12 protein-coding genes are annotated in these 12976 nt (G+C 72.8%); 7 read left to right on the top strand and 5 right to left on the bottom strand.

Going from position 1 to position 12976, the window contains the following annotated elements; genetic code table 11:
• The first annotated feature begins 4 nt into the window (after window positions 1-4).
• Window positions 5-670, top strand: a complete 666-nt coding sequence (locus tag ACYF6T_RS11155) for a pyridoxine/pyridoxamine 5'-phosphate oxidase (RefSeq protein ID WP_461695580.1) — start codon at window positions 5-7, stop codon at window positions 668-670.
• Here ACYF6T_RS11155 and ACYF6T_RS11150 read toward each other — a convergent pair.
• From ACYF6T_RS11150 to ACYF6T_RS11135, 4 genes are read right to left on the bottom strand one after another with little or no spacing between them, the layout of a single operon-like run.
• Entirely contained in the window at window positions 649-1515 is an 867-nt protein-coding gene (locus tag ACYF6T_RS11150; RefSeq protein ID WP_461695578.1) for a GNAT family N-acetyltransferase, read from the bottom strand. The genes ACYF6T_RS11155 and ACYF6T_RS11150 overlap by 22 nt on opposite strands.
• The gene (locus ACYF6T_RS11145) at window positions 1512-2117 is read right to left on the bottom strand and encodes a GNAT family N-acetyltransferase (protein ID WP_461695577.1); all 606 of its coding nucleotides are present in this window, start codon (window positions 2115-2117) and stop codon (window positions 1512-1514) included. Before ACYF6T_RS11145 ends, ACYF6T_RS11150 begins: the two co-directional genes overlap by 4 nt.
• A 24-nt stretch (window positions 2118-2141) precedes the next feature.
• The gene (locus ACYF6T_RS11140; RefSeq protein ID WP_461695576.1) at window positions 2142-2567 is read right to left on the bottom strand and encodes a Zn-ribbon domain-containing OB-fold protein; all 426 of its coding nucleotides are present in this window, start codon (window positions 2565-2567) and stop codon (window positions 2142-2144) included.
• On the bottom strand, window positions 2567-3016 hold the full coding sequence (locus ACYF6T_RS11135) for a DoxX family protein (protein ID WP_461695575.1): 450 nt from the start codon (window positions 3014-3016) through the stop codon (window positions 2567-2569). Before ACYF6T_RS11135 ends, ACYF6T_RS11140 begins: the two co-directional genes overlap by 1 nt.
• Before the next feature lie 187 nt (window positions 3017-3203).
• Between ACYF6T_RS11135 and ACYF6T_RS11130 the strand changes: the two genes are divergently transcribed.
• The 6 genes from ACYF6T_RS11130 (at window position 3204) to ACYF6T_RS11105 (ending at window position 11625) form a co-directional block, all read left to right on the top strand.
• Window positions 3204-4829 carry a subtype B tannase gene (locus tag ACYF6T_RS11130; protein ID WP_461695574.1) on the top strand — a complete coding sequence of 542 codons (1626 nt, stop codon included), beginning with the start codon at window positions 3204-3206 and terminating at the stop codon, window positions 4827-4829.
• A 155-nt stretch (window positions 4830-4984) separates the two neighbouring features.
• Window positions 4985-6172, top strand: coding sequence for a flavin-containing monooxygenase (locus tag ACYF6T_RS11125; protein ID WP_461695573.1), 1188 nt, complete (start codon window positions 4985-4987; stop codon window positions 6170-6172).
• Between the two features lie 165 nt (window positions 6173-6337).
• Complete coding sequence (locus tag ACYF6T_RS11120; RefSeq protein ID WP_461695572.1) at window positions 6338-7843, top strand: flavin monoamine oxidase family protein; 1506 nt, start codon at window positions 6338-6340, stop codon at window positions 7841-7843.
• A 149-nt stretch (window positions 7844-7992) separates the two neighbouring features.
• On the top strand, window positions 7993-10218 hold the full coding sequence (locus ACYF6T_RS11115) for an acetate--CoA ligase family protein (protein ID WP_461695570.1): 2226 nt from the start codon (window positions 7993-7995) through the stop codon (window positions 10216-10218).
• Window positions 10209-11003 (top strand): enoyl-CoA hydratase/isomerase family protein, encoded by a 795-nt coding sequence (locus tag ACYF6T_RS11110; RefSeq protein WP_461695568.1) that lies wholly within the window; start codon window positions 10209-10211, stop codon window positions 11001-11003. Before ACYF6T_RS11115 ends, ACYF6T_RS11110 begins: the two co-directional genes overlap by 10 nt.
• A gap of 43 nt (window positions 11004-11046) precedes the next feature.
• Window positions 11047-11625 (top strand): flavin reductase family protein, encoded by a 579-nt coding sequence (locus ACYF6T_RS11105; RefSeq protein WP_461695567.1) that lies wholly within the window; start codon window positions 11047-11049, stop codon window positions 11623-11625.
• A gap of 7 nt (window positions 11626-11632) precedes the next feature.
• Here the strand turns inward: ACYF6T_RS11105 and ACYF6T_RS11100 are convergent, their stop codons facing one another.
• The gene (locus ACYF6T_RS11100; RefSeq protein WP_461695565.1) at window positions 11633-12937 is read right to left on the bottom strand and encodes an MFS transporter; all 1305 of its coding nucleotides are present in this window, start codon (window positions 12935-12937) and stop codon (window positions 11633-11635) included.
• Window positions 12938-12976: the final 39 nt, after the last annotated feature.

The raw sequence follows: 12976 nt of genomic DNA, 5'->3' as shown, positions 1-12976 counted from the left end.
GGGCATGGCAACGGATCTTCACGAGCTGCTGAGGTCGCTGCGGGTGTGGGCCCCCGAGGTCACGACGCTGCCCGCCTTCGACCCGGCCACCGCGCCCGCCGACCCGCTCGCGCTGTTCACGGCGTGGTTCGCGGAGGCAGTGGCGGCGGGGCAGCCGGAGCCGCACACGATGTCGCTGGCGACGGCGGACGCGGACGGCGACCCGGACGTACGGATCGTGATGCTGCACGGGGCGGACGCGGAGGGGTGGTCGTTCGCGACGCATGCGAGCAGCCGCAAGGGCGGGCACCTGGCGGCGCGCCCGTACGCGGCCGTCGCCTTCTACTGGCCGGTCCTGGGCCGCCAGGTCCGCCTGCGGGGCCCGGTCACCGCCGCCCCGGCCCAGGACTCCCAGGCCGACCTGCACGCCCGCTCGACGGGCGCCCTGGCCGCCGCGCTGACCGGACGGCAGAGCGAAGTCCTGGGCTCACTGGAGGAGTTGGCCGACGCCTCCGAGGCGGCCTGGGAGCGGGCCCGGCAGGACCCGGACGCACCCGTCCCGACCTGGACGCTCTACCGGCTGCGGCCGGAGGCGGTGGAGTTCTTCCAGGGCGACGAGCGGCGACGGCACGTACGGCTGAACTACCGCCGCACGGAGGCCGGTTGGGCTCAGGACCTGCTCTGGCCCTGAAACCCGTACACGGCGAAGTCCGCCACGGGCCGGTATCCGATGCGCTGGTACAGGGCGTTGCTGGTGGGGTTGGAAAGGTCGGTGAAGAGCACGACCTCCTCCGCGCCCGCCGCCAGCGCCGCCCGGCTGACCTCGGCCGTGACCGCGCCCGCGTAACCGCGGCCGCGCAGGTGGGCCGGGGTGTAGACGGGGGCGACGCGGATCTGCCCGGCGACCATGGGGAGGGCTCCGGCCATGGAGACGGGGGTGCCGTCGGGTGTCTCCCAGAACGTGATGCCGCCGCAGGCGATGCGGTCCTCGGCCCAGGCCGGCCCCCTCCCGTCCGCCGTGGCGCCGATCTGCTCCTGGAACTCGCCGTACCAGCACACCAGTTGCTCCCGGTCGGCCCGCGTCGCGATGCGGGGGCGGCCCTCGGGGACGAGTTGCGGAGGCGTGAACGTGCCCAGACGGTACAGGCGTTTGTGCTGGGACAGCGCGGCGGGCACTCCCGTGTGCCGCGTCCACGCCCCGGCGAACGCGGCGGCGGTGGGGACCTCGGCGGAGACGCCGGGGAGGGCGTGGCCGAGGCGGGCCAGGTGGGCGGCGAGGGTGTCGGCCTCCTCGGCGGTCAGGGACGTGACGTTGAGGGGGTGGGGCGGGGTGCGGAAGAAGGCGGCTCGGACCGTGCCGTCGCGCTCCAGTACGCCGAAGTGGGGCGGCTCGTCGCCGTACGCCCTCGGTCCTCGTGTCCGCAGCCGTTCGGTCACCGTGAGCGGGACGGTGTGCAGGGCCGGGCGGGTGTGCAGGAAGTCCCCGGCGTCGGTCAGGAACTCCTCGACGTCGGTGGTCAGGCGCCAGTCGCTCACGCGGCCCCGGCCCCCTCGGGCGACGGCTCCGGATCCGTCGCCAGCCGTCCGTGCAGGTGCATGTCCCGGAACGCGTCGTGCCGCCCCGCCTCGAACATCGCGCCGCGCAGCGTCCCCTCGTACCGGTAACCGCACCGTTCGGCGATCCGGCACGACGCCTCGTGGCCGAGGGCGTGGTCGAGTTCCAGGCGGTGCAGGCCGAGGTCGGTCAGGGCCCAGTGGGAGGCGACGGCGAGGGCCCGGGTGGCGACCCCGCGGCCCCGCGCCTCGGGCAGCACCCAGTAGCCGACGCGGGCGCTGCGCAGCACGGGGTGGATGGCGTTGACCCCTATGTGCCCGAGCGTCCTGCCGCTCGCCGCGTCGGTGACGCAGTACGACGCGGCCGTGCCCTCGGCCGCGGCCTGCTCCTTGCCCAGCAGCGACTCCCGCGCGCTGTCGAGGTCGGTGACGGCCCGGATCGGCGTGTTCCAGCGCCGGAACTCGGGGTCGGTGAGCCCGCGGAACCAGACCGCGACGTCGGCCTCGGAGTCGGCGTCCCAGGGGCGCAGACGCAGACCGCGGCCCTTGAGGGTGGGGAAGTTCTGTTTGCGGACGGTGGTCATGCCGCCCATTCAAACCGCTCCGTCTCAGCCGCGCGGCCGGAACGCCCCGGCACCTCCCCGCGGCGGCCGGAACACCGGCACCCCGTCCCGGAACGTCACCTCCAGCTCCATCCCCGCCCGCAGCTCCCCCGCCCCGCACTCCACGACCTCGGTCATCATCCGCGGCCCCTCCGCGAGGTCGACGACCGCGGCGACGTACGGTGTGCGCTCGCCGAAGGGCGGCAGGTCGTTGCGGTGGACGACGGACCAGGTGTAGAGCACCGCCCGCCCGCTCGCCGGCTCCCACGCCACGTCCTCGCTCCAGCAGTGCGGGCAGAACTCCCGCGGGTAGTGATGCGCCCGCCCGCACGCCCCGCACCGGCGGATCAGCAGCCGGCCCTCGGCGGCCGCGTCCCAGTAGGCGCGGGTGAAGGCGTCGGCCTCCGGGACGTCGTACCGCGTGCCGCCCATCAGAAGAGCCCCAGCGCGCTGTCCACCGACCACGTCTGCCACGCCATCCCGAACAGCGCCACCACGGAGATCAGCGCCATCATCAGGTTCTGCCCCTGCTCGGCCCAGTCGTGGATCATGAGGGTGAAGTAGAGGAGGTTCAGCAGCAGGCCGCCGACCAGCGCGACCGGGGTCAGGAAGCCGGCGGTCAGGCCCAGGCCCAGGGCGAGTTCGGCGTAGACGACGATGTACGCCATCGTCCGCGGGCGCGGCCTCACCACCACGTCGAAGCCCGAACGGACCGCGTTCCAGCGGTGTCCGGCCGCCACGTCCGCCGCCCACGCGATGCCCGTGCCGCGCTCGAACCAGCCCTTCCTGTCCTTGTGCCGCCAGCTCTCCAGCCACCACAGGCCGAGCCCCATCCGCAGCACGGCCAGCCACTCGGCGCCACTGAGCCAGATCGTGTCCATGGAATCTGACGGTACGTCAGATCGGGCGCCTCGGGAAGGCCGGTGCACCTGAAGCCGGCCTGGGCGAAACCTGTGCGTCCGCCATGAAGCTGTGCATCCTCCATGAATAGCGGCGGATTGTTGGCAATCTCGTCGACAGTCTCGCTACCTTCACAGTCGCAAGCCCACCGACACAGGGAGCCGTACCGTGAAGCACAGGGCCGTCAAGCGCAGGAGCGTCGTCTTGGGGATCGGCGCCACCGCCGGCGTCGCCGCCGTCGGCGGCATAGCGCTGAACGCGAACGCGTCCGGCAGCTCGTCGTCGTCCTCGTCGTCGAACTCGCTGGTCTTCGACCCGGACGCTTACACGAAGCTGACCACGACCGTCACCGACACCAACGGCGACGACCACGAGGTGACCTACCACTTCTGGAAGGCGATCACCTACGTCGCCAAGCCGGTCGACGAGACCTACCAGTCGCTGAACGTGAGCGTGCCGGTCGAGATCGACGGCAAGGCCGTCGACGCGAGCGACGCCCCGATCCTGTTCGCGAACTCGGTCGGCGGTTACATGCCGTCGTCCGTGGCCGACGCCACCGGCATCGGCGGCGGGGGCATGGGCGCCGGAGGCGGCATGCCGAGCGGGGCGCCCTCCGCGAGCGCCTCGTCGAGCGCCTCGGCCCCCGGTGCCAACGGCAACACCAACGCCACCGGCGGCGCCCTCGCCACCAACCAGCTCCTGGCCCTGGCCGCCGGGTACGTCGTCGTCGAGCCCGGCGCCCGCGGCCGTACCCTCAAGAACTCCTCCGGCGAGTACTACGGCACCGCCCCCGCGGCGATCGTCGACCTCAAGGCGGCGGTGCGGTACATCAAGTCGAACAAGGGCCGCATCCCCGGTGACGTCGACCGGATCGTCTCCGCGGGCACCAGCGCCGGCGGCGCACTGTCCTCGCTGCTCGGCGCCTCCGGCGACAGCCCGATCTACGACTCCTACCTGGAGGAGATCGGCGCGGCCGACGCCTCCGACGCGATCTTCGCGGTCGGCGCCTGGTGCCCGATCACCGACCTGGAGCACGCCGACGGCGCCTACGAGTGGAACTGGGGCACGAACGTCACCCAGTCCACCGGCAAGGTCGTCGACCAGACGGTGTCGAAGGAGCTCCGGGCGCAGTTCGCCGAGTACCAGGCGTCCCTGAAGCTGCGCGGGCTCAGGGGCTCCGGCTTCGGCGCGCTGACCGCCCGCAACTACGACGAGTACCTGCTCAAGCAGTACATGGAGCCGTCGGCCACCACCTACCTCGCCGCGCTGTCGGACTCCGAGCGCGAGACGTACCTGGCGAAGAACACCTTCATCTCATGGGACGGCGAGAAGGCCACCTTCACCTGGGCGGACTACCTCACCCACGTCGGCGCCCGCAAGAAGACCGCCCCGGCCTTCGACGCCTTCGACCTGTCGGCCGGCGAGAACAACGAGTTCGGCGCGGGCACCACCGAGGCCCGCCACTTCACGGCGTACGGCGCCGAGAACGACACCACCGGGCTCAGCTCCAAGCGGGTCGCGAGCGACATCCCCGAGAAGCTCACCCTGATGAACCCGATGTACCACCTGGTGGAGAAGGTCAACGGGCGCCGCTCGAAGCACTGGTGGATCCGCCTGGGCACCAGCGACACGGACACCTCGCACGTCATCTCCGCCAACCTGGCCGCCCGCCTGGACAACCTCGGCGACGACGTGAACCACCTGTACTACTGGGACCAGGGCCACGGCGCCAACACCGACCCGGGCGACTTCATCACCTGGATCGCCAAGGTGACGGGCTACAAGGCCAAGTGAGCGCGTAGGAGGGCGGGGCGCGTGCTCCGTACCCACACAACCACGTGTCCTACGTCACAAGCCCCACCCACCCCTCCTCCATGCGTGATCAATCCGCAACCAATTCCGGTCTTGACCGAGACCCATCAACCTGGTGCGTGATTACGCTCGCGCACATGGCCGACTCCACACCGTCCACGAGCCCGTCGGGCCGCCCCGTCTACGTCATCGGCGGCGGCCCCGGCGGGCTCTCCGTCGCGTACGCGCTGCGGGCCCGGGGCATACGGGCCGTCGTCCTGGAGAAGTCCGACCAGGTGGGCGCCTCCTGGCGGCGCCACTACGACCGGCTGCGGCTGCACACGACCCGCCGGCTGTCGGCCCTGCCGGGGCTGCCGATGCCGCGCCGGTTCGGGCGCTGGGTCGGCCGGGACGACGTGGTGCGGTACCTGGAGAAGTACGCCGAGCACCACGAGCTGGAGATCGTCACCGGTGTCGAGGTCTCCCGCGTCGAGCGCTCCCCCGACGGCTCCGGCTGGCTGCTGCACGCCACCGGCGGGCGGGAGCTGACCGGCGCCGCGGTCGTCGTCGCCACCGGCTACAACCACACCCCGCGGCTGCCGGACTGGCCCGGGCGCGAGGGGTACGGCGGTGAGCTGCTGCACGCGGGCGAGTACCGCAACGCCCGGCCGTACGCCGGCCGGGACGTGCTCGTCGTCGGCGTGGGCAACACGGGCGCGGAGATCGCCGTGGACCTGGTGGAGGGCGGGGCCGCGCGGGTGCGGCTGGCCGTGCGGACGGTCCCGCACATCGTGCGCCGCTCGACGGCGGGCTGGCCCACGCAGCGCACCAGCATCCTCGTACGGCGGCTGCCGACCGGGCTCGTGGACCGGCTGGCGAGACCGGTGGCCAAGCTGAGCGTGCCCGACCTGAGCGCGCACGGGCTGCCCCGCCCGGACACCGGCCTCTACACCCGCGTGAAGGAGGGCTCCATCCCGGTGCTGGACGTCGGTCTGATCGACGCCGTCCGCACGGGCAAGGTCGAGATCGTCGCCGCCGTCGACGGCTTCGAGGACGACAAGGTGATCCTCGCCGACGGCACCCGGCTCTCCCCCGACGCGGTGATCGCCGCGACCGGTTACGCCCGCGGCCTGGAGGGCCTGGTCGGCCACCTCGACGTGCTCGACGCGCGCGGAAGGCCGGTCGTGCACGGCGCCCGTACGCCGGAGGGCGTGCCGGGCCTGTACTTCCAGGGCTACACCAACCCGATCAGCGGCATGTTCCGCGAGATGGCGATCGACGCGGAGAAGATCGCGAGGGCGATCGTGAAGCGGGAGGGCCACGCCCTGTCCCGCCTGCCCGGCTGACGGAGTTCTCCAACCCCTCTGTGCACGCGACCCGTTGGCTGTGATGCCGATGTGCCGGAAGTGCTGTACCGCGCCGCCGCACGGGGCCAGAATGTGAGCCCTGCTCACCTTTCCAGCTCCACCCACCTCTAGTCCCGCCTCGGGGCTCTACGACGGAGGATGCACGTGGCACGTGAAAGACAGCACGACCCCCGCTCCCTCTCCCGCCGTTCCCTCCTCGGCGGTGCCGCGGCCGCCGCGGGCGCCGTCGCCCTCACCGGCGCCGCCGCGGGTACCGCCACCGCGGCGACCAGCCGTGACGTGGACGTCTGTGTCGTCGGCGGCGGGCTCGCCGGACTGACCGCGGCCCGCGACCTGGTGGCCGGCGGCAAGACGGTGGCCGTCCTGGAGGCCCGCGACCGCGTCGGCGGCCGGGTGGTGAACCTGTCGCTGGCGAACGGCGGGGTCACCGAGGGCGGCGGCGAGTTCATCGGCCCCACCCAGGACCGCATCAAGGCGCTCGCCGACTCGCTCGGCGTGGCCACCTTCACGACGTACAACACCGGCAAGAACCTCCTCTACAAGGACGGCACCCGCACCCCCTACGCCACCGACGGCCTGCTCGGCTCGGTGCCGCCCGTGGACGCGGCCGGGCTCGCCAACGCGGCCATCGTGCAGGCCGAGTTGGACGACATGGCCAAGACGGTGCCGGTGGCCGCGCCCTGGACGGCCGCCAAGGCCGCCGAGTGGGACAAGCAGACCTTCGAGAGCTGGCTGAACGCCAACGCGGTGATCCCGTCGGCCAAGTTCCTGCTGGACGTGGCCTGTACGTCGATCTTCTCGGCGCAGCCCCGCGAACTCTCGCTCCTGTACGTCCTGTTCTACATCGCCGCCGCCGGCAACGAGTCCAACGCCGGCACCCTGGAGCGCCTCACCGACACCGCGGGCGGCGCCCAGGAGTCCCGTTTCGTCGGCGGCTCCCAGCAGGTGCCGATCAAACTGGCGGCCACGCTCGGCGACCGGGTGGTGCTGGGCGCGCCGGTGCGGTCGGTGGCGCGGTCCGGGAGCAGGTACGTGGTCACCGCCGACGGCATCACGGTCACGGCGAAGAAGGTCGTCATCGCCGTGCCGCTGCCGCTGACCGGCCGTATCGCCTTCGACCCGCTGCTGCCGGCCGCCCGCGACCAGCTCGGCCAGCGCATGCCGATGGGCTCCATCGGCAAGGCGATCGCCGTCTACGACACCCCGTTCTGGCGGGCCGACGGTCTCAACGGCCAGGTCGTCAGCGACTCCGGCGTGGTCCGCTCCACCTTCGACAACTCCCCGCCCGACGCCTCCTACGGCGCCCTGATGGGCTTCATCGAGGCCGACGAGATGCGGGCGTACGACGCCGCCGGGGTGGACGAGGTGAAGGCGGCCGTGCTGAAGGACTACGCCACCTACTTCGGCGACAAGGCCAAGTCCCCCACCTCCTTCGTCCTCCAGCGCTGGGACAACGAGGGCTTCTCCCGCGGCGGCCCGGTCGCCTACGCCCCGCCCGGCGTCCTGACCGAGTACGGCCCCGCCCTGCGCGCCCCCGTCGGCGGCATCCACTGGGCCGGCACGGAGACCTCCACGTACTGGACGGGCTTCATGGACGGCGCGGTGCGCTCGGGCGAGCGGGTGGCGAAGGAGGTGCTGGCCGCCCTCTGAGCGCCGGCCGGGCCGGTGGTTGATCCAGTTGCGGGTTCACCAACTTTGCGTGCACAGCGGTTCCTGACACTGCGTCAGTTCACCTAATCTGACACTACGTCAGTTATTGGCTGTCAGTTGTCAGCTGTCACACAGGAGCGGGCGGACCGATGCTTGGATCAACCCACGGCACCCTCACCACCGACTCCCGCCGGGCCCGGGTCATCGCCTGCGGCGAGCAGCCCGGGCCCGCCGTTCACGGCCGGCCCGCCGAGGTGGACGACCTCGATGTCAGCGGGCGGCCGCTGTACGCGGACGTACCCGATCTGGACCGCTTCTTCCGGCCCGAGTCCGTCGCGGTGATCGGCGCCTCGGACGCCGAGGGGCGGCCCAACACCGGGATCACCCGGCAGCTGGTGGCCTGGGCCGAGCGGGTCGGGGCCCGGCTGCACCCGGTGCATCCGCGCCGGACGTCCGTCTTCGGCCTGCCCTGCGCCGCCCGGGTCGCCGACCTGCCCGAGCCGGTCGACCTGGCGGTGGTGCTGGTCGGCGACCCGCTGCCGGTGGTCGAGGAACTCTCCGAGGCCAAAGCCAGGTTCGCGGTCGTCTTCGCCTCCGGGTTCGCCGAGACCGGCGAGGAGGGCGCCGCCGCGCAGGCACGGCTGGCCGCCGCCGTGGAGGAGTCCGGAATGCGGCTGCTGGGCCCCAACACCAACCTCAACGCCTTCGAGCGGTTCCGCGACGACCTCGACGGCCCCGCCATCGCCCTGATCACCCAGTCCGGACACCAGGGGCGCCCCGTCTTCGCCCTCCAGGAACTCGGCGTCCGCCTCTCCCACTGGGCGCCCACCGGCAACGAGGCGGACCTGGAGACCGCCGACTTCCTGTCCTACTTCGCCGAGCAGCCCGAGGTCGGCGCCATCGCCTGCTACGTCGAGGGCCTCAAGGACGGCCGCTCCTTCCTGCTCGCCGCCGACCGCGCCGCCCGCCGCGGGGTGCCGGTGGTCGCCGTGAAGGTCGGCCGCACCGAGACCGGCGCCCGCACGGCCGCCTCCCACACCGGCAAGCTCACCGGCGCCGACACGGTGGTGGACGCGGCGATGCGGCAGTTCGGCGTGATCCGGGTGGACGGCCTCGACGAACTCCAGGACACCGCGACCCTGTTGGCCCGCGCCCGGCCGCCGCAGGCCGACGGCGTCGTCGTCTACTCCATCTCCGGCGGCACCGGCGCCCACTTCGCCGACCTCGCGACCGAGGCGGGGCTGCGGCTGCCGGTGCTGTCGCGGGCCCGGCAGGACGAGCTGCACCAGTGGATACCGCCGTACCTGAGCGTGGCCAACCCGGTCGACAACGGCGGCCATCCGGTCGGCGACGAACGCGGCCGGAAGATCATCGACGCGATCCTCGCCGACCCGGCCGTGGGCGTGCTGATCTGCCCGATCACCGGCCCGTTCCCGCCGCTGAGCGACCGGCTCGTGCGGGACCTGGTGGACGCGGCCGAGCAGTCGGAGAAGCTGGTGTGCGTGGTGTGGGGCTCGCCGGTCGGCACCGAGCCGGCCTACCGCGAGGTGCTCCTCGGCTCCTCCCGCGTGGCCACCTTCCGCACCGCCGCGAACTGCATCACCGCCGTGCGCGCCTATCTCGACCACCACCGCTTCGTCGCCGGCTACCGCTCCCCCTTCGACGAGGCGCCGCGCACTCCCTCGCCCTCCTTCCGCAAGGCGCAGGCGCTGATGAAGCCCGGGCAGCAGCTGAGCGAGCACGCGGCCAAGCAACTGCTGCGCGCGTACGGCATCCGCGTGCCGCGCGAGCAGCTGGTGACCAGCGCGGCGGCGGCCGTGCGGGCGGCGGGGCTGGTCGGCTATCCGGTGGTGATGAAGGCGTCCGGCGCGCAGATCGCCCACAAGACCGAACTCGGGCTGGTGAAGGTGGGCCTGACATCGGCCAGCCAAGTGCGGGACGCCTACCGGGAGTTGACCGACATCGCCCGCTACGAGGGCGTGTCGCTGGACGGCGTGCTGGTCTGCCAGATGGTCGAGCGGGGCGTGGAGATGGTCGTCGGGGTCACCCACGACGACCTGTTCGGGCCGACGGTGACGGTGGGGCTCGGCGGGGTGCTGGTCGAGGTGCTGCACGACGTGGCCGTACGCGTGCCGCCCTTCGGCGAGCAGCAGGCCCGGGACATGCTCGGCGACCTGCGCGGGCGGGCGTTGCTGGACGGGGTGCGGGGGCGGCCGCCGGCCGATCTGGAGGCGCTCGTCGAGGTCGTCCTGCGGGTGCAGCGGATGGCGCTGGAGCTCGGGGACGAGCTCGCCGAGCTCGACGTCAACCCGCTGATGGTGCTGCCCCGGGGACAGGGCGCCGTGGCGCTGGACGCGCTGGCGGTGTGCCGGTGACCGAGCTGCTGCACACGACCGAGGGCCGGGTCGCCTACCTCACCCTAAACCGGCCGGACGCGCTCAACGCCCTCACTCCCGGCCAACGCGACCTGCTCGTACGGTTGTTGGAGCAGGCGTCGGCCGACCCCGAGGTGCGGGCCGTCGTCCTGACCGGCACCGGGCGCGGTTTCTGCGCGGGGGCGGACCTGCGCGGCGGCGGCCCGAGGGGCGGGGAGCGGGTCGCCGGGGACGTGGCGCGCATGCTCCGTCTCGGCGCCCAGCGCCTGGTCGCCGCCGTCCTGGACTGCGAGAAGCCGGTGATCGCGGCGGTCAACGGCACGGCGGCGGGCCTCGGCGCGCATCTCGCGCTCGCCTGTGACCTCGTCCTGGCGGCGGAGTCGGCGGCGTTCATCGAGGTGTTCGTACGGCGCGGGCTGGTCCCCGACGGCGGCGGGGCGTATCTGCTGCCCCGCCTGGTCGGCCCGCAGCGCGCGAAGGAGCTGATGTTCTTCGGCGACGCGCTGTCCGCCGCCGACGCCGCACGCCTCGGCCTGGTCAACCGGGTCGTGCCCGACGAGGACCTGGCCAAGACGGCCCGCGCCTGGGCGGAACGGCTGGCCGCCGGCCCCACCCGCGCCCTGGCCCTGACCAAACAGCTGGTCAACGCCTCCCTCGACGCCGACCGCGCGACGGCCTTCGCCGCCGAGGCCGCCGCCCAGGAGATCAACATGACGACGGCGGACGCCCAGGAGGGCGTACGCAGCTTCGTGGAGCGCAGAACCCCGGAGTACCGGGGCCGCTGACCCCTATGCATCTGACGCTCCGTCAGCTTCAATGGGAGACGTGATGGGACACGCAGGGGCGGCCGCCGCCGCCGTCCGCTACCTCAGGTCGGCCGGCACCCCGGCCCCCGTAGAAGCGCTGCCGCGCCCGGAGCTGCGCTGCGTCCGCGAGGACGAACGCCCTCCTGTCGACCAGGCCGGGTTCCGCCGCGTCCTGGGCGCCTTCGCGACCGGCGTGACCATCGTCACCGCCCCGCCCGACGCCGGTTTCGCCTGCCAGTCCTTCTCGTCCCTGTCCCTGGACCCGCCCCTGGTCGCCTTCATGGTCGGCCGTACGTCGACGACCTGGCCGCGCATCGCCCGCGCCGGCGTCTTCTGCGTCAACGTCCTCGCCGCCGGCCAGTCCGACCTGTGCCGCGCCTTCGCGGTCAGCGGCGCGGACAAGTTCGCGGGCGTGCGCTACGACACGGCACCCGTGTCCGGGGCGCCGCGCCTGGCGGGCACCCTCGCCTGGATCGACTGCACGATCCACGCGGTCCACACGGGCGGCGACCACCTCATCGTGGTGGGCCGGGTGGCGGCACTGGGCACGAACGACGAGGAGAGCGCACCCCTGCTGTTCCACAGGGGGCGCTTCCGCTAGGCCGCCGTCACGCCACGGCCAGGACGGTCCGCGGCTTGCGGCGGATCACCAGCGCCATCAGTGCGGCCGCCGCGCACAGGGCGCCGGAGGCGTACCAGACCATGTCGTAGGAGCCGAAGGCGTCCCGGGCGACGCCGCCGAGGAAGGCGACCAGGGCGGCGCCCACCTGGTGGGAGGCGAGGACCCAGCCGAAGACGATGGCGCTGTCGTCGCCGAACTGCTCGCGGCACAGGGCCACGGTCGGCGGGACGGTGGCGACCCAGTCGAGACCGTAGAAGACGATGAAGAAGAGCATCGGCGGGTGGACGGAGGGGGCCAGGAGCATGGGCAGGAACAGCAGGCTCAGGCCGCGCAGGGCGTAGTAGACGGCGAGCAGGCGGCGCGGTTCGAAGCGGTCGGTGAACCAACCGGAGGCGATCGTGCCGACCACGTCGAACACGCCGATCACCGCGAGCAGCGAGGCCGCCGCCGTCACCGGCATGCCGTGGTCGTGCGCGGCCGGCACGAAGTGGGTCTGGATCAGGCCGTTGGTGGAGGCGCCGCAGATCGCGAAGGTGCCGGCCAGCAGCCAGAACGTTCCGGTGCGGGACGCCGTCAGCAGGACCCCGACGGCACGGCGCGCGGCCCCCCGCGCGGGCGGCGGCTTCGGCACGAACTCCGCGGCGCCGTACGGCTTCTGGCCCACGTCGGCCGGGTGGTCGCGCAGCAGCAGCCAGACGAAGGGCACGACCGCGAGGGCGGCCAGGGCCACCGTGACGGCCGCCGGGCGCCAGTCGTGCTTCTCGACGATCCAGGACAGCAGCGGCAGGAAGATCAGCTGGCCGGAGGCGGACGCGGCGGTCAGGATGCCGGTCACCAGTCCCCGGCGCTCGGTGAACCAGCGGTTGGTGACGGTCGCCGCGAAGGCCAGGGCCATCGAACCGGAGCCGAGGCCCACCAGCAGTCCCCAGCACAGCAGCAGCTGCCAGGCCGACGTCATCCACACCGTCATGCCCGAGCCGAGCGCGATCACGGTGAGCGCCACGGCCACCACGCGGCGGATGCCGAAGCGGTCCATCAGCGCCGCCGCGAAGGGGGCCGTCAGACCGTACAGCGACAGGTTGATGGAGACCGCGGCGCCGATCGTGCCGCGCGACCAGCCGAACTCCTCGTGCAGCGGGTCGATCAGCAGTCCGGGCAGCGAGCGGAAGGCGGCGGCGCCGACGATCGTCACGAAGGTGACGGCGGCGACGAACCACGCCCGGTGGATACGGAACGTCCTGGTCGGCTGGGTGTCCTCTGCGGCGGCTGCGGCCTCGGTTGTCTGGGTCACGACACAAAGCATCCGCTGCGGGGGAGGATCACGGCCACT

Source organism: Streptomyces sp. 7R007, assembly GCF_054850255.1.
The sequence above is the reverse complement of the archived record's forward strand: the minus strand, read 5'-3'. Positions and strand labels throughout refer to the sequence as shown.